Source organism: Silvibacterium dinghuense, assembly GCF_004123295.1.
Lineage (GTDB): Bacteria > Acidobacteriota > Terriglobia > Terriglobales > Acidobacteriaceae > Silvibacterium > Silvibacterium dinghuense.
Window position 1 is genome coordinate 880,698 of the sequence record NZ_SDMK01000001.1, and the last position, 17,686, is coordinate 898,383.

Genomic DNA, 17,686 nt, shown 5'->3' on the forward strand with positions numbered 1-17,686 from the left:
TGGAGCCGGGAGAATCTCCGCAGTCCCCTTCCATTCTGCCGTAACCAGGAAGGCCCGTGTAACGTCTCAAGAGCAGGTTTGCCGTATTCGCCCTATGCAAAGGAGACAGGCCCATGTGGATAAGGAAGGCAAGCGAGATTCCCTCCTCGGAGATCACGCCGAAGTCCTCCTGGCTGAATCGCCGTGCTTTCATGGCCGCCGCCGGCGCAGCCGGTTTAGCCGCGGTTGCAGGCAAGGACCTCGAACGGCTCGCACATCCAGACGGAGTCCATGCCGATACCAAGCTCTCGACGGTCTCCAGTCCGCTCTCCGGCAGGGGACTCACGGAGACGGCCTACAACGACATCACCCATTACAACAATTTCTATGAATTCGGCACCGACAAAGGCGATCCCTCACGCAATGCCTGGCGCCTGAAGACCCGCCCCTGGACAGTCAGCGTCGAGGGCCTGGTCAAGACGAAGAAGACCTTCGATATCGACAGCCTGATGAAGCTCCGCCCGCTCGAGGACCGTATCTATCGCTTCCGCTGCGTCGAAGCCTGGAGCATGGTCATTCCCTGGGTCGGATACTCGCTCTCCGAATTCATCCAGCAGTGCGACCCGCTTCCTTCGGCGAAATATGTCCAGTTCCTCTCGCTTGCCGATCCCAAGCAGATGCCAGGTCTTGGCGAATCCTCTATCCAGTGGCCGTATTCCGAAGGCCTGCGCATGGATGAGGCCATGCACCCGCTCACCCTGTTCACCTTCGGCCTCTATGGAGAAACCCTGCCGAATCAGGATGGCGCTCCTGTGCGCATCGTCGTGCCCTGGAAATATGGCTTCAAGTCGGCAAAATCCATCGTCAAGGTGCGCTTTCTCGATAAGCAGCCACGCACCACCTGGAATGATCTTGCCCCGGATGAATACGGCTTCTACTCCAACGTGAATCCGAATGTCGACCATCCCCGCTGGAGCCAGAAGACCGAGCGCGTGATCGGTGCTTCTCTCTTTCATCAGCGCCAGTCCACACTCATGTTCAACGGCTACGAGGATCAGGTCGCCGGCCTCTACAAAGGCATGGACCTGCGCAGGAATTACTGAAAGGCACGCATGTCGAACCGCACGCTCAAGGTCCTCAAGATTCTTTCTCACCTCGCCTGCGCGGCACCGCTCGTCTGGCTGCTTTGGCTGGCCATCGAAAACCATCTCGGCCCGGACCCGACGCACACCGTCACCTTCTTTACGGGCAAGGGAACGCTGCGGCTGCTGGTGCTCTCGCTCGCCGTCACGCCTGTCCGTCGCCTTTCTCCCCGGCTCAGCTGGCTCATCCGCTTCCGCCGCATGCTCGGGCTCTGGGCCTTTGCCTATGGCTGCCTGCATCTGCTCACCTACATCGCGCTCTATGCCGGCTTCAGCGTAGACGCGATGCTCGACGACCTCAGCCGCAGGCGCTTCATTTTTGCCGGCATGGCGTCATGGGCGCTCATGGTGCCGCTGGCGCTCACCTCGACGGCCTGGTCCATCCGCAAGCTGGGCGGCAAAGCCTGGAACCGCCTGCACCGACTGGCCTATCTCTCTGCCATCGCAGGTGTTGTGCATTACTGGTGGGGAGTCAAACAGGGCGTCCACTCCCCCTTTGCCATCACCCTCACTCTCGCAGTCCTGCTGATCGTGCGGCCGCTCTGGGGCTTCTTTCATGCCATGGGGAAAGCGCAATCGCCTTCCGATGCGATGAAACGGACTCTATAAAGATCACGCTGCCAGCGGCAACTTCGCATGGAAAGCCGGGTTAGGATCGGCGTGAAGGTGTCCTATGCCCGTTCCCTCCCCACGCGCTCTTTCCGGCGTTCTGCTTTCCAGCCTTCTGGCTGTCAGCCTCTATGGACAGACCGCCGGAACGGCCGGCCATCACGGCAGCGGGCATCACGCAGCGACGTCTGAGCCCCCTTCGGCACCGCTCAATAACCATGAGCTCGCCGCACAGATGCTCGCCCGCTTCACCTTCGGCGCGCAGCCCGGCGAAGTCGATGCCGTCGCGAAGCTCGGCCCTGACGCATGGTTCGCCCAGCAGCTCCAGCCGGATACGATCCCCGATCCTGCCGTCGACCGCGCCATGGGCAGCTTCCCCTCGCTCTATCTGCCTCCCTCCGAGCTTCTGGTGCGTTTCCCTTCCAACTTTTTCATTCGCCAGATCGCCGAAGGCAAGCGCCCGCTGCCCACCGACCCGGCTCTCAGACCGATCTACGAAACCCTGCTCTGGAAGTATCAGCAGCGCCAGGCCCAGCAGGCCGCCGTCGCCGCCGGAACCGCGCAGGAGCCCACCGACGACCAGAAGAAGCAGCAGCGACAAGCATCTGCCCATCAGGCGCAGGCTCTTGCCGACCAGATGCTCGCCGTGCCTCGCGCACAGCGCATGCAGGCCATCTTTGCCCTGCCCGTCGAGCAGCGCGCCACGCTGGCCGAGTTTGTCCCCGATCCGCAAAAAGGCCTGCTCCTGCGTGACTTCAATACACGGGAAAAAGAGCAGTTCGCCGTCCTCGCCGGAGGCCCTGATGCCCTGCACGTGATCGATGGCGAGCTCCAGCAGGCCAAACTGCTCCGCGCCGTTGCCAGCCAGCGTCAGCTCCTCGAGGTGATGACCGACTTCTGGTTCAACCACTTCAACGTCGACATCCGCAAAGACGCCGCACAGTGGTACACGCCCACCTACGAACGGGACGCCATCCGCGCTCACGCCCTGGGCAAGTTCAGCGACCTGCTCCTCGCTACGGCCCAGCATCCGGCCATGCTCTATTACCTCGACAACTGGTCGAGCTTCGGTCCGGATTCGCGTGCCGGAGGCAAAACCAACAAGAAGGGCGCCGAGCGCGGCCTCAATGAGAACTATGGCCGCGAAGTCATGGAGCTGCATACCGTCGGCGTCGACGGAGGCTACAGCCAGGCCGATGTCACCAACCTGTCGAAGATTCTCACCGGCTGGACCATCGACCAGCCCCAGCAGGGCGGAGGCTTTCTCTTCGACGAACGACGCCACGAACCCGGCTCCATCCCATGGTTCGGCCACACCGTGCAGGACAATGGCTTCGAAGAAGGGCGCCAGGCGCTCCTCTGGCTTGCCGCGCAGCCGCAGACCGCGCACCATATCAGCTTCCAGCTCGCGCAGCGCTTCATCGCCGATGATCCGCCGCCTGCGCTCGTCGATCGCATGACGAAGACCTGGCTCGCCACGGGCGGCGATATCCGCCAGGTGCTGCTCACCATGGTGCACTCGCCGGAGTTCCGCTCCCGCCGTTATACGCACAACCTGGTCAAGACACCGCTCGGCTTTGTGGCCTCAACTCTGCGCGCCACCGACACGGACGTTGCTACGACCCCCGGCAGCCTCGGCGCCCTCACGCAGGTCATCGCGCAGATGGGTGAGCCGCTTTATCAGGATCAACCACCCACCGGCTATGCCACCACCGCCGACCACTGGATGAACACCGCAGCCCTTGTCTCGCGCCTCAACTTCTCCCTGCAATTCACGCAGGGCAAAATCGGCGGCCTGCACTTTGACGCGCCCCGCCTGCTGGCCGAAGGACTGCTCGCCCGTCCGGCAGAGACGCCGCGCGCGATGCGCACCCCCTACGGAGAAAAGACGGTAGCTCTCACCACCAGCACGCTCCCTGCCGGCCAGATCCCCAGCGGTCAGGATGAAGCCCTTGCCCTCATGGAGCAGATGCTGCTCTCCGGACAGATCTCAGAGAAGACCAGCGCCGTCATCCGCCACGAGCTGAGCATGCCCGTAACCGCGGGGACCGGAGCGAATGCGAACATGCCGGCACCGCAATCCACACAGCCGCAGGACCCCGCGCAGGCTCTCAATACGATTGCCGCGCTGCTCCTCGGCTCACCCGAATTTCAGCTGTACTGAATGCTTTATCGCGGTTCTCGAAGTCGAGCAGATACGCCTTTGCTTCGAGACCGCCGGCGAAACCGGTCAGCTTTCCGGATGTGCCGATCACGCGATGGCATGGAACAATGATCGACACCGGATTGCAGCGGTTTGCCGAGCCCACAGCGCGGCTGGCCTTCGGATTGCCGAGCGTCCGAGCCAGCTGTCCATAGGTGCGCGTCTCTCCGAACGGAATGCCGAGCAGCGCCTCCCATACCTGTCTTTGAAAACTCGTGCCTCGCAGATCGAGCGGCACGGAGAACGCCCGACGCTGCCCCGCGAAATACTCTTTCAGCTCAGACTCGGCCTGCACGAGGATGCGCTGCTGCGGGTCCTCGGCAAGATCGGAGAGCCGCACACGCAGAGGATCGTCGTTCTCCCAGAGAACCGCAACCAGCCCGCGGCTGCTCGCCACGAGCGTGAGCTCTCCCACCGGCGAAAGCACGCATTGGTAGAACAGGCTCATGCGCAGCTTCTGCTTTAATCCTCGACCACGCCGGCAAACAAGGATGTATCCTCGTGCGCCGCGATCGCGCCCCGCGCCGCGACGAGCAGATACCGCTCCGTCGCCTTGTGCGGCTCCAGGAAGTCCCGCACCCGCTCGAGCACACCAGCCTGCGTCGAGTGCAGCGCGAAGGCTTCATTCTTGCGCTCCGCCAGTTCCCCTTTCAGGTCCAGCGTCAGCGAATACGGCACCGTCGGCATGACATCGAGCTCGGGGCAGTCCCGCACGCTCACAAATGGCGTGCTGTGGTAATAAAGCTTCTGCGCCGTCCAGGTCGTAAGCCCGCGTCCCAGCTGCTCGGGAAAATAGAAATCGCGCGCAGCCCAGTGAAAGGCCGCCGTCGCGGCCATCGACACCACGGTGTGATCGCGATGCAGGTTCACGTTGCCATCGCCGCCAAAGGTCAGCACCACGTGCGGTTTCAGCGTGCGGATGCGTTCTACCAGCACACCGATCAGCTCGTACAGATTCATGCGCAGCAGCTCGCCGTCGGGATAATGCAGCACCTCATGGCTGGTCACGCCAAGAATCTCACTGGCCGCTTCGAGTTCGGCCCGGCGCAGCCGTCCCAGCTCCGCGCCGTCGGCGGCATTGCCGCGATAGTGCGCCGCCTGCCCGTCCGTCAGGCAGACCAGGTGTGTGGCAGCACCCTCACGGTGCGCAGTGAGCAGCGCGCCTCCAAAGGCGCCGCTTTCGTCGTCAGGATGTGCAGTGATGCAAAGCAGGCGATAAGACATACCTCTCTAGGCTAAGGGATTGTTGAGATTTTGCTAAGCCCCCCGATTTCGGTCCAAATGCGAATCCATTCTTTGCAGACGGCGTCGAGAGCATTTTCGATTTCTGCTCCATCGTGAATGGCAAATCCAAGGCACACTTCATTTGGAGACAGCTGTGGACCGGTCAATTCGAACTTCGTACTTTCGAAGACAGCTCCGATCTTGGCGTAGATGTCGTTCGCGCGGTTGCCATCACTGACCCAAATTGAAAAGCATGCAGCGGCTTTGTTGCCCTGCTCCCATGTGACATTGTGATAGACCCTCCAACCCTGCGATTTGAGCCTTACTCCCAGGTCGGCCGTGACGCCGTCGACATCGCTACTCTCGATGCGGTCCGGTTTGCGGCGAATCTCGATCTTGGTCTTGACCAGCTTCTCTCCCATCGCCCGGGCGATTTGATCAAAGTGCAAGTCAAACGAAGCCCTGCAGCGCGTTACGATGGACTCGCGAAAGTCACGCAGCGCGGCTAGCGCCTGCGGGTACGACTTCAATCCTTCAGACAAGAACTCCAGTTCCGATATCGCAGGTTCAGGCATTCGATCTCTCCGATCTTTGAATATGTCGCAAGGTTTGCGCGTACTGCAAAGGCTGATGTGCTTTGCCAGGTGTCGCAAGCTTCAAGAGGTTGCGTTCTACCGCTCCCGCAAATGAGAGCGCGAGAGCAAGTTGCATGTATGTGCGGGAGCCGTCAGCGAGTCTTCGCCTCACGACACGTCGGATACCCTGACATACCGTGGCCCACGATGAAAAGTGATAGTCGGAGTCGTATTTGGAGAGATTTCCGGGCTCACCGGCTGCAATGACGAGCTTGATGTGCTGCTTAAATCCTCTACCACTCGAATCTCGAGCGTTTTTATAGCCAACAATTTGGCAATTCAGGCCTTTCACTTCGTCTGGATGATCGAGTTTGACTTCAATAAGCATCCACGAGCCGTCCCCCACGTCGATATCAAGGTCTAGCCGGCCTGTACCTCGTTGTCTTGTAGTTGCGCATGCGAGCTGTTCTGCATCTTTCTTTGGAATCCATACAAATAATTCACGCGCGACTTTAGGCTGGCTCAGAGAAGGTGCGTCAGAAGCTTCGAGGTTGAGGATGCTCCGAATGTCTGCCGCATCGGTGATGGTTTCGAAGATCCACGCCAGCCAATCCGAATAGACTTCCTCGCGGGCAGACTTCAGCCATCGATGTGTACCCAATTTGTCGTTTAGTGGATCGCACAGTGGGGCGAAATTCCTATTTGAATCGCGCAACGCTTCTTCGAGCGGTACGCGCAGCGACTCGCCATACTGGCATGCAGCATCGATAAGCCGTTGCATTGGCTTCCATGACGTTGCTTCTAGCGCGGCTGCGCGCTTAGAAGCGATGCGACGAAGTTGGGGTTGAGAAGGTGGACAGAGGGCAGCCCAGCGGGCTATGACACGAGAGGCTTCTTGAGCAGTCACGCGCACACTTTATCGAATGCTGGAGAGGGAATGGAAGGCTAATTTCAGGCAGTCACTGTAGCGCAGATGCCGATAACCCACTCTCACCCAGCGCGGCTTCGGCCATGAGCGTCGACTCGCTCGCTTCGTCGGCGGGTTCTTCGAGTAACAACAGCTGGGTGCCATGGTGAATGCTGTCTCAGGGCAGCAAAGCCATCGCCACCGGCCGAAAGCTCCTCCGGTGCAGCGGCGTAGGACCATGCTCTCTCAGTGCGGCCAGATGCGGAGGCGTACCGTAGCCCTTGTGCGAGGCGAGGCCATACTCCGGATACTGCGTATCCAGCTCGCACATCAGTTTGTCCCGATAAACCTTTGCCACCACCGAAGCCGCAGCAATGGAAATCGACAGAGAGTCGCCATAGGTGATGCTGGTCTGCGAGCAACTCCGCCCCGGCCCCAGCTCCAGCCGCATGGCGTCGATCAGCAGATGATCGGGCTCGGGCGAAAGAGCGAGAGCTGCGCGGGTCATCGCCAGCCGCGTCGCCTGATAAATATTCACGCGGTCGATCGTCTCCACATCCACCTCGACGATCGCCATGCCCAGCGCTGTTCCGCGCACCACCTCGTTCAGCCGTTCCCGTTCTTTCTGCGTCAGCTGTTTCGAGTCGCGCAGGCCGGGAATGTCCGTCTCTGGCGGCAGGATGACAGCGGCGGCCACCACCGGCCCGAAGAGGCATCCGCGCCCCACCTCGTCCACGCCGGCGATATGCAACGCACCCTGCTCGCGAGCGACCTTCTCATACTTGTTGCCGCAGACCAGCGTGCGCAGCATCTGCAGCTTGCGCGTCGCGGCGGAAAGCTCGCGGCCAACTTCTGTTTTCGCAGGGGATGAGGACGTCTTGCGAGGCATGGAGATACAGCCAGTGTACCGCCGCTGCTGCGCACAGGGTGAGGACTGGCCGTCCGGGCCTTTCGCCTTCGGCCCCCGCTCCCGTTGGTCGCGATCAAGGGCTGGGTGGTCGCACCGTTCGGGTAAGGGATGTGTATAGGGAAACGAAAATGGGTGCCCCACTCAAGCTTTGCTTGGGTGGCAGGCAGAAATCTTCGCTGTGACCTTCAGGGAGACAGAAGGAATGATGTCCCCCGCCAAGCAAAGGAGGCTTGAGGGCCATGGTCAGGCTGCCCAGACGCAGAAACGCCCCGGTGCGAAGCTCGCAGCCGGGGCATTTCCGGAAAACCGGAAAGGGAGCCTAAGCGCGCTCGACTTCCTTGAGACGGGCGGCCTTGCCGCGCAGTCCGCGCAGGTAGAAGAGCTTGGCGCGGCGAACCTTGGCCGAGCGAATCTTTTCGACCTTGTCCACCACCTTCGAGTTGAAGGGGAAGATGCGCTCGACGCCATGGCCGAAGCTCATCTTGCGAACTGTGAAGCTGCCCTGGGCGCCGTTCTTCTTGGCAATGACGATGCCTTCGAATGCCTGAAGACGCTCTTTGTCGCCTTCCTTGATCTTGACCTGCACACGCACCGTATCTCCCGCAACAAACGCGGGCAGGTCGGTCCGATTGAGTTTCTCAGCAAGCCGCTGCATGACGGGATGAATAGACATAGTACTTTCCTGGCGATTGATTCAGAACTTTTAGTGTACCTGAATCCACGCCCTTTTTGTGGCAATCCTGTAGAAGTTTGCCGGGATACGCCGCTGCCTCTCGGCATGGAGCGCACGGTGCCGGTTCGGCCGACGGTCTCCGCACTGTCCATTTTCATACAACATGACTGGACAACGGACAGCTTCGGCTTGCCGGGACTAACCCGCGTCCTTGATTTTACAGGATATTGGCCGTCCGTGGTGGCTTCCCTTCTGGCCCCCGGATTGCTTTTGGATCTGCAAGGAAAGCCATGTCGACCCTATTTCAGGACATTCACTACGCTCTGCGCCAGGCCCGCAAACAGCCCGGCTTCACGCTGATCGCCGTCCTTACCCTCGCCCTCGGTGTCGGCGCGGCCACGGCCATCTTCTCGGTGGTCGATGCGGTGATCCTGCGCCCGCTGCCTTATGGGCAGCCGGAACGCATCTTCGTTCCCCAGACTCTTTCGCACCAGGGCTACACACAGCCATTTTCCTTGCCCAGTTTCAAGGATTTTCGCGCCCAGAACCACGTCTTCGCCGCCGTTTCCGGCGTCTCGACAAGGATGGGCGGCGCCAACCTGGAGACACCCTCCGGCCCTGTCGCCCTCGATTGGGTCCAAGGCTCGGATGATTTCTTCGACGTCTTCGACGTTGCGCCTCTCATCGGACGAGGTTATCGCCCAGGAGAAGACGAGCCAGGCAAAAACGATGTCGCCGTTCTCAGTTACAACGTGTGGCAGAACAACTTCGGAGGACGCGCCGACATCCTCGGGCAGGTCCTCGAGCTCAATGGGCATCCCTACACCTGCATCGGGGTGATGCCCGCCGGCTTCCGCTATCCGCTCAGCGTGCAGCATGGCATCTACACTCCGCTCCATCCCGATCCGCTCATCGCGGACCAGCGCGGCTCCCACTGGCTGCCCGCCATCGGCAGACTGAAGCCCGGAATTACTCGCCTGCAGGCTCAGGCAGACCTGGATGCCGTCCTCAACAATCTCGGCCGCGCTTATCCCGATACGGACGCCGGCCGTCGCGAACAGCTCATCGGCCTCTCGGACATGGTCTCGGGCAAGGTCTCCGGAACCCTGTGGGTGCTCTGTGCCGCCGTGCTCGCGGTACTGCTGATCGCCTGCGTCAATGTCGCCGGACTGCTTCTTGCCCGCGGCGTAAAGCGCCAGCGTGAGATGGTCCTGCGAGCCGCCGTCGGCGCCTCGCGCGCTCGCATTCTCCGGCAAGGGCTTACAGAAAGCGTGGTACTCGCCGCGCTCGGAGCCGCAGGTGGCGTCTTCCTTTCTTGGCTTCTGCTCGCCGCCTTTCGCACTTTCCTTATTCATGCCATGCAGCGCGGGGCCGACGTCCACGTGGACGTTACTGTCCTGCTGATCGCGCTTGCCCTGTCCGTCAGCACCAGCATTGCCGCCTCTCTTTACCCCTCGCTGCGTCTCGCCGGCGTCGAGCCCAGTCAGGCGCTGCGCAGCGGCGGCTCAGCCGGAACCTCGCGCGCCCATCACAGCCTGCGTTCCGTCTTCATCGTCTCGCAGGTGGCATTGTCGCTGGTCCTGCTGGTGGTGGCAGGGGTGCTCCTGCGCCAGGTGGCGGGCAGTAGCAATACCGACCTCGGCTTCGATGGACAGCACATCCTCGCAGCCGAAATCGACCTTTCTCCCGGGCGCTACCAGAACCACAACGTCTGGGCCGACTTCTACCAGCCCATGCTGGAACGCGTGAACCACCTGCCCGGCGTGCGTGCCGCCGGCATCATCAATCTCGTGCCCATCCAGGCCTGGGGCTGGAACACCGAGATTCACGTTTCCGGCCAACCGCCAACACCGGCGAACGAGATCACGCTCGCCGAGGATCGCTATGTTTCCCCGGGCTACTTCGATGCTCTCGGCATCCGCCTCGTACAGGGCCGCATGCTCTCACCCAGTCTTGACATCCCCACGAACAAGGCCCAGGCCATCGTCGTCAACCAGGCATTCGTCAAGAAGTTCATGCCTCCGGGCATGAACCCCGAGGGACAGCACATCGACGACAGCGATAAGGCTGACGAAAAAACGCGGATCGTCGGCGAGGTGACCAACGTCCGTCAGGATTTATCGCAGCCCTCCATGCCGGAGATGGACTATCTCTACACGGAACTGCCTGCGCAATACAGCGATATCCTGATGAGCACCAGCCTGGTGGTTCGCACCGCGGGCAATCCCCACACAATCATTCCCGCTCTGCGTGAAGTCCTTCATCAGATCGATCCCACTCTGCCCTTCCGTGCCCCAGAGACCATGGATGAGATCATCGCCGACCAGCTGGTCATGCAACGCATGGCGACCTGGCTCTTCGGCATCTTTGCCGGGCTGGCCGTGCTGCTGGCCGTCATTGGTCTCTACGGGCTCATCAGCCACGAGGTCGAGATGGGCACGCGCGATATCGGCGTGCGCATGGCGCTCGGCGCAACCCGGGGCTCTGTCCTGCAGATGATCCTGCGCCGCGTGGTCGTCCTGCTGCTCATCGGAGTGAGTGGAGGTCTTGCGATTGCCTACGCCGCGAAGCAGCTCATCGCCTCGGTCACGGTCATCGACTTCGGCCACCAGGCGTGGCTGCTTGCCGGTCTTGCTGTCGCCATGCTCGTCACCGGCCTCGGCGCTGCGCTGCTGCCCGCCCGGCGTGCTGCGTCGATCGAGCCGATGGTGGCGCTCAGGACGGAGTAGCGAGGGTGTAGGGGATAGGGTGTAGCAAAACCCAGCCAGGCCAGGTGCCCCATGACCAGCGCAGTGGGTCATGGGCGGCTCACACAGTCTCCAGAGTAAGAACCGGGTGATTGTCTTATCTCAGCTTGTCCAGAAACGCCTTGTCTTCCTTCGACAGCGCCGCTTTTTCAAGCAGGTCAGGCCGATTGCGCAGCGTTTTTTCGAGCGCCCGCTCACGCCGCCACTTGCGGATGGCCGCATGGTCGCCACCGGCCAGAACCTCGGGCACGGCGAGGCCGCGGAACTCCGGGGGGCGCGTGTAGTGCGGATAATCCAGGAGCCCACCCGAGCCATGCGTCGAACGGGGAACCTCACCGCTCCCACCGCCCGGTGCGGGAAACTGCTCATCGCCATCGCCGAAGCTCTCGTAGGCGCTCGAATCCTGGTTGCCGAGCACGCCCGGGATCAACCGCATCACCGCATCGATGATGACCGCCGCACCCAGCTCGCCGCCCGAGAGCACGTAGTCGCCGATCGAGAGCTCGCGATCGCAGGCCAGCTCGTTCACCCGCTCATCTACGCCTTCGTAGCGGCCGCACAGCAGCACCACGCGCTCCAGCCGCGACAACTCCCGCGCCACCGGCTGCGTAAATCGCGAACCCTGCGCCGACAGCAGGACCACCGTCTCGCGCGACGGATCACGCTCCGCCTTGGCCGCAATGCCCAGCGATTCCACCGCATCCATCATCGGTTCGGGCTTCAGCACCATGCCCTCGCCGCCGCCGAAGGGGCGGTCGTCGACAGTGCGATGCCGGTCGTGCGTGAAGCCGCGCAGGTCGTGCGTGTGGGCCTCGATGAGCCCATGCGCCATGGCCCGCTTCATGACCCCATGGCCAAAGATGCCGGTGAAAAAATCCGGAAAGATCGTGATGATATCGAAACGCATGTTTTGCATGAATGAGGAGTCGCCTAGAGCCTGTTATGAACTTTCCCGCGACCGGGGCGCATGTCTACTTCTGCGGCTTCTTCTTCCACGGCCGATGCTTGGTCCACTTCTTCGGCGCAGTTGGAGACGGTGCTCCCTCTTCTGCCGCGGCGGCTTGCTGCAGCTTCCGCTCTTCGGCTGTCAGAGGCGCATTGATCTCCAGCAGCCCAGCCGGCAGCCGCATCTCGATCCGCTTCGCTGCGATATCGATCGTTTCGAGATAGGCTTTGGCAAACGGAACCAGCACCTCGCTACCGTCCGTCCCTTTGAGCACCAGCAGCGACGCACTGCGATCCACTTCCACCACCGTGCCGATGGCAGGCGCGCCCTCCGTAGCCAGATCGATCACCGTGCAGCCTTCCAGGTCGCTGATATACACCGATCCGTCGGTCAGCTCTGCGCGTTCGCTTTCGGGAATCGCTACGTGAAAACCACGGAATTTCTCGGCATCATCGATGGAATCCACGCCGGCAAACTTCAGCACGATGCGGCCCTGATGCAGCCAGAAATCTTCAAGTTCTATTTCGCGGGGAGGCGCCTGATTTTTGGCCGTAGGAGTGGCTTCAGCGCCGGGAGGAAGCAGGAACAGTCGCCTGCGGTCGGAGAAGCGCTCCGGAAAATCAGTAAGGATGTCGGCCAGGATTTCTCCGTGCCGACCTTGCGGGCGCACAAGATGGGCGAGCAGGGCCCATCCCGATATTGCCGCTGCGCTACTCGTCGGATGCCTCGTTCTTGTGCTCTTCGAGGATGTCCAGCGTATAGCGGTGATGATGCTTCATGCTGACAGCACCCAGGATGGTTCTCATAGAGCGCGCAGTTCTACCCTGCTTGCCGATGACCTTGCCTACATCGCTGGGCGCGACGCGCAGCCTTAACACCGTGCTCTCTTCTCTCTCAACTGCTTCAACGATGACGGCTTCGGGCTCATCGACAAGAGCGCGAGCGATCTCAGTCACCAGCTCCTGCATATTGTCCGGCCGTTCTTGGTGCGTCATTCCTTAGCCTCCCTTGAGGACGTGGGTTTTCGCTCTCGGGCTCGCGCCATCTTATCAGCAACCGGGAACCGAGCATAGAGGAAATGCGCAAAGCATCGTTACGCATTGCTCTGATTTCGATCTATGGCAACACGCCGTTTTGAAGCGCCTGGCAAGGCGCTTCAAAACGGGATAACTCTAGCGCTGGAGAGAGCCGGAAGACAGAAAGAGCCGTCAGGGGGGAGAGAGGCCGCAGCTCTCTTAGGCAGCGGCCGTCGGTGCAGGGTGCTGGGCTACCAGCTTGGCGACGCGATCCGAGTACTGGGCGCCCTTGCTCTTCCAGTAGTCAACGCGATCATGCTTCAGGGTGATCGAAGCGGGGTTCGTGCGGGGGTTGTACGTGCCCACCACCTCGATGGAGCGGCCGTTGCGGGCGCGATCCTTCTCGATAACGACAATACGGTAGTAAGGCTGTTTGCGGGCGCCAACACGCGCCAGGCGAATCATCAACACAGTGAAAATCCTTTCCAGACAACTGAAACTTTGGGACCTGGCTCGTGGAGCCCTTCAGGAGGGCTGCATGCACACGGCTTCCCAGCAATCAAGTATAGCAGGAATCGCCTCTTTTTCAGGCCCCTCATCCTGCCGGGAACAGAAACCGCAGCATCGGCCCGACCCGCACCGCCCAGGACGCCTCGTCGTGACGCCCTCCGGGCACAGCCTCGAAATCCAGATCCACATCGTCCTGCCAGCCTGCGGCCCGCAGCCGTTCGGCCAGAGCCCGTGTGTTTTCCAGGGTCCGGCTGCCTTCGGCGTCGCCCGCATCCAGCCAGATGCGCGGCTTCGGAGACACCCGTGCGCCGGTCTCCTCCACGCAGCGGAGAATCCACTTCCGATCCCACCACACCGACGGCGACAGCACCGCCAGCCGCCCGAAGAATCCGGGAAATTTCAGCCCTAAATAGAGAGAAATCAGTCCGCCCATGGATGAACCACCCACCCCGGTGTGCTCCGGCCCGGCCAGCACGCGGTAGCGAGACATAAGAAACGGTGCCAACTCCCGGATCATCATCTGCCCGTAGCGGCTGCCCTCACCGCCGCCCATCTCCGGATCAGCCGTGGGACTGTACTCGGCCAGGCGGTGCTCGCCGGTATTCGCGATGCCCACAATGAGCAGTGGCTCGACCTCACCAGCCTCGATCGCTGCATCCGCCGTCTCGGCCACCTGCCAGGTCACACCCGGCGCAAACGAGGTTCGCGGGTCGAAGAGATTCTGCCCATCCTGAAGATAAAGAACGGGATAGCGACGATCCGGCTCGGCCTCATACCCTGGCGGCAGGTAGACCCACACATCCCGATCCCGGCCCAGCCATTGGCTGGGAAAGTCGCGGTGCAATCGCAGCCGGGGGTGCTCTGGCTCAGGAGTAACCGCCGGCGGAGCGCCGGGAAGTGGTGCCGGTACGGCCTGTGATGCGGTCTGAGTTCCCAACCTGCTGCGCGGTTTCCTTTGCCGAAAATCTGTGCGGGGAGGCACGCGGTCTCCACCCGGGTGGAATCGAAACACCTGCCTGTTACAGTAGCAGGAAAATCAACGCCAGATGAATCGAGGCGTAAGAGCCTGTATGCATCGCGAATATCACAAGTGGTGGTCGCCCCGGCTCGGCCGGGACATGGAACTGCTCGTCTTCGGCCACAGCGGCGTGCCCGTCATCGTCTTTCCCAGCTCACAGGGCCGCTTTTATGAGTTCGAGGATCGCGGCCTCGTCGGCGCTATCGACTACAAGATCGACCGCGGCGAGATCCAGCTTTACTGTCTCGATTCGGTGGACGCCGAGAGCTGGTACAACCGCAACGTACCACCGCGCTGGCGCATCGCGCGTCACGTCCAGTACGAGGACTACATTCTCCAAGAAGTGCTGCCGCTGGTCCGCGCCAAAAACCGGAATCCGTATCTCATCAGCCTGGGTGCGAGCTTCGGCGGCTACCACGCGATGAACATCGCGCTCCGCCACCCCGACCGCTTTACCGGGTGCCTCGCGATGAGCGGCGCCTTCGACATGACCCGCTTTCTGCATGGTCACTACGACGAGGACGTCTACTTCCACACGCCCATGCACTTCCTCGCCAACCTGAGCGATCCCTGGTACTACGAGCGTTATCGCCGCAATACCTACATCCTCGGCACCGGATGGGACGACCATTGCCTCGGCGCCAACCAGCACCTCGCCCGCCTGATGGGCGAACGCGGCATCCCGCACCGCTTATGGATATGGGAGACATGGAACAGTCACGACTGGCCCACCTGGGGCGCGATGATGCGCGAGTATTTGTAACAATTGCAGCATCTATTTTGCGTAATACCCCGATCGTGACCGGATCAAAACACCTTCCTTTTCCGGCTCGATGACCACCTTGCGAAACCGCCCGTCCAGTTGCTTGTTCGTCGAGTAGTACCCGATCGAATAGAGCGAGCGCAGCTCTTCGCCAATCTGCGTGAAGGCCTGCGGCAGGTCGATGTGCAGCGCGTCGAAGTCGCGACCACCTGTCTCCTCGCTGATGTGGCGCAGAGCCGCGATGCCGTGCCGGTTATCGGCGGTGAGCTTATCGTGTTTGATCTCCGTATAGCGGATCGCATAAATCAGCGCATCGCTCTGCTGCGCTGCTGCAATGGCCTCGATCTCATCGTGCGCGCTCGCATTCTCCTCGCCGTCCGTGAACAGGATCAGCGCCTTTTGCCGCCCTTCGACCGGCGCCAGCTTCTCCGTCACGCTTGCAAAGATCGCGTCATACACCGCGCTGCCTCCCTCGCGTGTTTCGTCCGGCGCCAGCTCGGGAAAATCGTAATCGCCCTTCTTCACTTTGCTGTAGCGTTCAAGCCCATCGATCACCTGCGCAGGGTTTGAGGTGAGATCGCTCGCCAGTCGCAGATGATTGCCGAAGCACAGCGCGAAGACCTGGTCCTGCGGACGCAGAACGCGATGCAGGAAGGTTTCAATGTCCCGCAGATGCTGCATGAGGAACTTGTCCTGGCTCGATGAGGCATCGACCACAAGTCCGAGCGTGAGCGGCAGCTCGGACTCACGCGAGAAGAGACGCAGCTTCTGCTCGACGCCATCCTCATAAACCTTGAAATCGTCCTGCGATAAGTCACCGACCAACTTTCCGCCCCCATCGCGTGCGCTGAAGGTGAGCGTGACCAGATGGGTTTCGACATGCAGCGTCGGCGTCTGCGCGCGCAGGACCGCGCCCATCGTCATAAACGTTAGAAGCACAGAAATAATCGCGCGCCTAAATTGCACGCAACATCCGTCCGGGGAGGAACAGGATCGCGGCTACCAGTTCGAGCACGCCGCCCACGGCGATGCCAACAATGCGAAAAGGCAGCAGCAACAGCCACACGAACGGATACGCAATCAGCGCCAGCAGAGCCAGCGGCCAGCACAGGATAAAGAGCAAGCACCAGAGAAGAAACTTAAGCATCGCGATCGAACTCCTTCGCCGGAATAGGGCCTGAAGAGAGTACGCAGTCTTTCCGGAATTGGTTCCGCGACCGGTTTTCCTGCTAGATCTGTCTAAAAATCCCCCCAATACGTATCCACCGTGTCGTGGCAATACGTCACCGTAACAGTGACAAATAAAAATATTTGCAGAATCCCCCTTGATCTCGGCTCTCGACCTGTGGCACTGTAGTCGAGCAGAGGAAGAATGCAATGACCATCAAACTCCAATTCGGTCACCAGATGCTGACGCCGCGGAATCGTGCGCGTGTTGCCGGCTGGATTCTTCCTGCCTACGCTGTCTAAGCGTCGGGCTCCTCTGCAGAACTCCACCGTCAACCCTTGTTTTAAGCTCTTCCCCGTATAAGGCCTGTGGCCACGGGTGGTGAAGGATGCGGATCCTTCGTCTGTGACACGATTCTCTCCGCATCGCGACCATTCCCCTGTGTCCGCATATGCCTCGCACGAGGAAGCGAAGCTGTCCCTCGTCCTGCATCGGCATGCGCTCCGGTGGCGCAGCACACGGTTACTTCTTGGTACGCCGTAAGGCAAAGCGGTTCGACTCCGCCCGGCCTTCTCTTCGCGGAGGATGCCGGAACCCGTGTGCGATTCAATCCCCGGAGCATGCGGAGCAGGCCAGGGACACGATCTCCGGTGGCGAAAGCCCAGGATACTTCCTGCCTATGAATACCGTGGACGAGGAAACCACCCACCGCACGGAAGAGACTGGTCCGTGCGGCTCCAACCCGAGCTGCCTCATCCCCGGAGATCGCAATGGTTCTCGCAATTTGTAGCTGTGCCGGTGGCGTGTGAGTGGGTTCCTTCGTTAAACGGCAGGCCGCAGGTTCGAACCCTGCATCGGCGCAGGCCGATTAGCTCAACAGGTTAGAGCAGCCGTAAACCCGCTCCGGCAATACCCCGGCGCAAAACCATCAACGCGCATCCTGCGATGCGCCCAACCTGTGCGTGAGGAAGGCATCATGAGCACCACGTTTACCGTGCGCAACGGAACGGCCGTCGGGCAGGAGTCGCTCTGCCGGACCTGCCGCCACGCGCACATTCAGACCGGCTACGCGGACAGCGAGGAGGAGGTTCGCTGCGGCTATTTCTACGACCAGCCGCGGCTCATCCCCTTCGCCGTGAACCAGTGCACCGACTTCCTCGACAAGCTCTCGCCCACGCTCTACGAGATGCAGAAGATCGCATTCCTCATCGACGTGAAGAAGACGCGAGCAATTGCCGGCTTCGGCGAAGCGGCCATCAAGGTCACGAAGCCTGAGGAAGACGATGACTGATTGTC

Annotated in this window: 19 protein-coding genes; 6 read left to right on the top strand and 13 right to left on the bottom strand. The window is 61.2% G+C overall.

Features of this window, described 5'->3' with window-relative positions; genetic code table 11:
- The first annotated feature begins 113 nt into the window (after positions 1 to 113).
- The 3 genes from msrP (at position 114) to ESZ00_RS03410 (ending at position 3,894) form a co-directional block, all read left to right on the top strand.
- Positions 114 to 1,082, top strand: coding sequence for a protein-methionine-sulfoxide reductase catalytic subunit MsrP (gene msrP, locus ESZ00_RS03400; protein WP_129206774.1), 969 nt, complete (start codon positions 114 to 116; stop codon positions 1,080 to 1,082).
- Between the two features lie 9 nt (positions 1,083 to 1,091).
- Complete coding sequence (locus tag ESZ00_RS03405) at positions 1,092 to 1,730, top strand: protein-methionine-sulfoxide reductase heme-binding subunit MsrQ (RefSeq protein WP_129206775.1); 639 nt, start codon at positions 1,092 to 1,094, stop codon at positions 1,728 to 1,730.
- A gap of 64 nt (positions 1,731 to 1,794) precedes the next feature.
- Positions 1,795 to 3,894 (top strand): DUF1800 domain-containing protein, encoded by a 2,100-nt coding sequence (locus ESZ00_RS03410; protein WP_129206776.1) that lies wholly within the window; start codon positions 1,795 to 1,797, stop codon positions 3,892 to 3,894.
- Here ESZ00_RS03410 and ESZ00_RS03415 read toward each other — a convergent pair.
- The 6 genes from ESZ00_RS03415 to rplS all read right to left on the bottom strand — a co-directional run bounded on the left by ESZ00_RS03415 (position 3,842) and on the right by rplS (position 8,222).
- Positions 3,842 to 4,381 (bottom strand): methylated-DNA--[protein]-cysteine S-methyltransferase, encoded by a 540-nt coding sequence (locus ESZ00_RS03415; RefSeq protein WP_129206777.1) that lies wholly within the window; start codon positions 4,379 to 4,381, stop codon positions 3,842 to 3,844. The two genes, ESZ00_RS03410 and ESZ00_RS03415, sit on opposite strands and share 53 nt — an antisense overlap.
- 14 nt (positions 4,382 to 4,395) lie before the next feature.
- Complete coding sequence (locus tag ESZ00_RS03420; protein ID WP_129206778.1) at positions 4,396 to 5,157, bottom strand: PIG-L deacetylase family protein; 762 nt, start codon at positions 5,155 to 5,157, stop codon at positions 4,396 to 4,398.
- An 11-nt stretch (positions 5,158 to 5,168) separates the two neighbouring features.
- Complete coding sequence (locus ESZ00_RS03425) at positions 5,169 to 5,732, bottom strand: glycosyltransferase family protein (protein WP_129206779.1); 564 nt, start codon at positions 5,730 to 5,732, stop codon at positions 5,169 to 5,171.
- Entirely contained in the window at positions 5,725 to 6,513 is a 789-nt protein-coding gene (locus tag ESZ00_RS03430) for a hypothetical protein (RefSeq protein ID WP_129206780.1), read from the bottom strand. Before ESZ00_RS03430 ends, ESZ00_RS03425 begins: the two co-directional genes overlap by 8 nt.
- A gap of 304 nt (positions 6,514 to 6,817) precedes the next feature.
- Complete coding sequence (locus ESZ00_RS03435; protein ID WP_129206781.1) at positions 6,818 to 7,528, bottom strand: ribonuclease HII; 711 nt, start codon at positions 7,526 to 7,528, stop codon at positions 6,818 to 6,820.
- 340 nt (positions 7,529 to 7,868) lie between these two features.
- Positions 7,869 to 8,222 (bottom strand): 50S ribosomal protein L19, encoded by a 354-nt coding sequence (gene rplS, locus ESZ00_RS03440; RefSeq protein WP_129206782.1) that lies wholly within the window; start codon positions 8,220 to 8,222, stop codon positions 7,869 to 7,871.
- A 290-nt stretch (positions 8,223 to 8,512) separates the two neighbouring features.
- Between rplS and ESZ00_RS03445 the strand changes: the two genes are divergently transcribed.
- Positions 8,513 to 10,951: an ABC transporter permease gene (locus ESZ00_RS03445; RefSeq protein WP_129206783.1), complete on the top strand. Its 2,439-nt coding sequence runs from the start codon at positions 8,513 to 8,515 to the stop codon at positions 10,949 to 10,951.
- 115 nt (positions 10,952 to 11,066) lie between these two features.
- Here the strand turns inward: ESZ00_RS03445 and trmD are convergent, their stop codons facing one another.
- The 5 genes from trmD to ESZ00_RS03470 form a co-directional block, all read right to left on the bottom strand.
- Positions 11,067 to 11,876, bottom strand: coding sequence for a tRNA (guanosine(37)-N1)-methyltransferase TrmD (gene trmD, locus ESZ00_RS03450; protein WP_129207902.1), 810 nt, complete (start codon positions 11,874 to 11,876; stop codon positions 11,067 to 11,069).
- A gap of 64 nt (positions 11,877 to 11,940) precedes the next feature.
- On the bottom strand, positions 11,941 to 12,615 hold the full coding sequence (rimM, locus tag ESZ00_RS03455) for a ribosome maturation factor RimM (protein WP_129206784.1): 675 nt from the start codon (positions 12,613 to 12,615) through the stop codon (positions 11,941 to 11,943).
- A 10-nt stretch (positions 12,616 to 12,625) separates the two neighbouring features.
- Positions 12,626 to 12,910 (bottom strand): KH domain-containing protein, encoded by a 285-nt coding sequence (locus ESZ00_RS03460; RefSeq protein WP_204520147.1) that lies wholly within the window; start codon positions 12,908 to 12,910, stop codon positions 12,626 to 12,628.
- 240 nt (positions 12,911 to 13,150) lie between these two features.
- The gene (gene rpsP, locus ESZ00_RS03465; protein ID WP_129207904.1) at positions 13,151 to 13,396 is read right to left on the bottom strand and encodes a 30S ribosomal protein S16; all 246 of its coding nucleotides are present in this window, start codon (positions 13,394 to 13,396) and stop codon (positions 13,151 to 13,153) included.
- A gap of 130 nt (positions 13,397 to 13,526) precedes the next feature.
- Positions 13,527 to 14,378 (bottom strand): alpha/beta hydrolase, encoded by an 852-nt coding sequence (locus ESZ00_RS03470; protein WP_164981330.1) that lies wholly within the window; start codon positions 14,376 to 14,378, stop codon positions 13,527 to 13,529.
- Positions 14,379 to 14,511: 133 nt separating this feature from the next.
- Here ESZ00_RS03470 and ESZ00_RS03475 point away from each other — a divergent pair, with 133 nt between their 5' ends.
- Positions 14,512 to 15,222 carry an esterase family protein gene (locus tag ESZ00_RS03475; RefSeq protein WP_129206786.1) on the top strand — a complete coding sequence of 237 codons (711 nt, stop codon included), beginning with the start codon at positions 14,512 to 14,514 and terminating at the stop codon, positions 15,220 to 15,222.
- 12 nt (positions 15,223 to 15,234) lie between these two features.
- Here ESZ00_RS03475 and ESZ00_RS03480 read toward each other — a convergent pair whose 3' ends face one another.
- Positions 15,235 to 16,161 (bottom strand): VWA domain-containing protein, encoded by a 927-nt coding sequence (locus ESZ00_RS03480; protein WP_129206787.1) that lies wholly within the window; start codon positions 16,159 to 16,161, stop codon positions 15,235 to 15,237.
- A gap of 16 nt (positions 16,162 to 16,177) precedes the next feature.
- Positions 16,178 to 16,369 (bottom strand): hypothetical protein, encoded by a 192-nt coding sequence (locus ESZ00_RS03485; protein WP_129206788.1) that lies wholly within the window; start codon positions 16,367 to 16,369, stop codon positions 16,178 to 16,180.
- A gap of 997 nt (positions 16,370 to 17,366) precedes the next feature.
- Here ESZ00_RS03485 and ESZ00_RS03490 point away from each other — a divergent pair.
- Positions 17,367 to 17,681: a hypothetical protein gene (locus ESZ00_RS03490; protein WP_129206789.1), complete on the top strand. Its 315-nt coding sequence runs from the start codon at positions 17,367 to 17,369 to the stop codon at positions 17,679 to 17,681.
- Positions 17,682 to 17,686 lie beyond the last annotated feature (5 nt).

Coding starts and splice junctions, on each gene's coding strand:
- msrP (WP_129206774.1), top strand. CDS start 114: ATGTGGATAAGGAAGGCAAGCGAGATTCCCTCCTCGGAGATCACGCCG.
- ESZ00_RS03405 (WP_129206775.1), top strand. CDS start 1,092: ATGTCGAACCGCACGCTCAAGGTCCTCAAGATTCTTTCTCACCTCGCC.
- ESZ00_RS03410 (WP_129206776.1), top strand. CDS start 1,795: ATGCCCGTTCCCTCCCCACGCGCTCTTTCCGGCGTTCTGCTTTCCAGC.
- ESZ00_RS03415 (WP_129206777.1), bottom strand. CDS start 4,381: ATGAGCCTGTTCTACCAATGCGTGCTTTCGCCGGTGGGAGAGCTCACG.
- ESZ00_RS03420 (WP_129206778.1), bottom strand. CDS start 5,157: ATGTCTTATCGCCTGCTTTGCATCACTGCACATCCTGACGACGAAAGC.
- ESZ00_RS03425 (WP_129206779.1), bottom strand. CDS start 5,732: ATGCCTGAACCTGCGATATCGGAACTGGAGTTCTTGTCTGAAGGATTG.
- ESZ00_RS03430 (WP_129206780.1), bottom strand. CDS start 6,513: ATGCAACGGCTTATCGATGCTGCATGCCAGTATGGCGAGTCGCTGCGC.
- ESZ00_RS03435 (WP_129206781.1), bottom strand. CDS start 7,528: ATGCCTCGCAAGACGTCCTCATCCCCTGCGAAAACAGAAGTTGGCCGC.
- rplS (WP_129206782.1), bottom strand. CDS start 8,222: ATGTCTATTCATCCCGTCATGCAGCGGCTTGCTGAGAAACTCAATCGG.
- ESZ00_RS03445 (WP_129206783.1), top strand. CDS start 8,513: ATGTCGACCCTATTTCAGGACATTCACTACGCTCTGCGCCAGGCCCGC.
- trmD (WP_129207902.1), bottom strand. CDS start 11,876: ATGCGTTTCGATATCATCACGATCTTTCCGGATTTTTTCACCGGCATC.
- ESZ00_RS03460 (WP_204520147.1), bottom strand. CDS start 12,910: ATGACGCACCAAGAACGGCCGGACAATATGCAGGAGCTGGTGACTGAG.
- rpsP (WP_129207904.1), bottom strand. CDS start 13,396: ATGATTCGCCTGGCGCGTGTTGGCGCCCGCAAACAGCCTTACTACCGT.
- ESZ00_RS03475 (WP_129206786.1), top strand. CDS start 14,512: ATGCATCGCGAATATCACAAGTGGTGGTCGCCCCGGCTCGGCCGGGAC.
- ESZ00_RS03485 (WP_129206788.1), bottom strand. CDS start 16,369: ATGCTTAAGTTTCTTCTCTGGTGCTTGCTCTTTATCCTGTGCTGGCCG.
- ESZ00_RS03490 (WP_129206789.1), top strand. CDS start 17,367: ATGAGCACCACGTTTACCGTGCGCAACGGAACGGCCGTCGGGCAGGAG.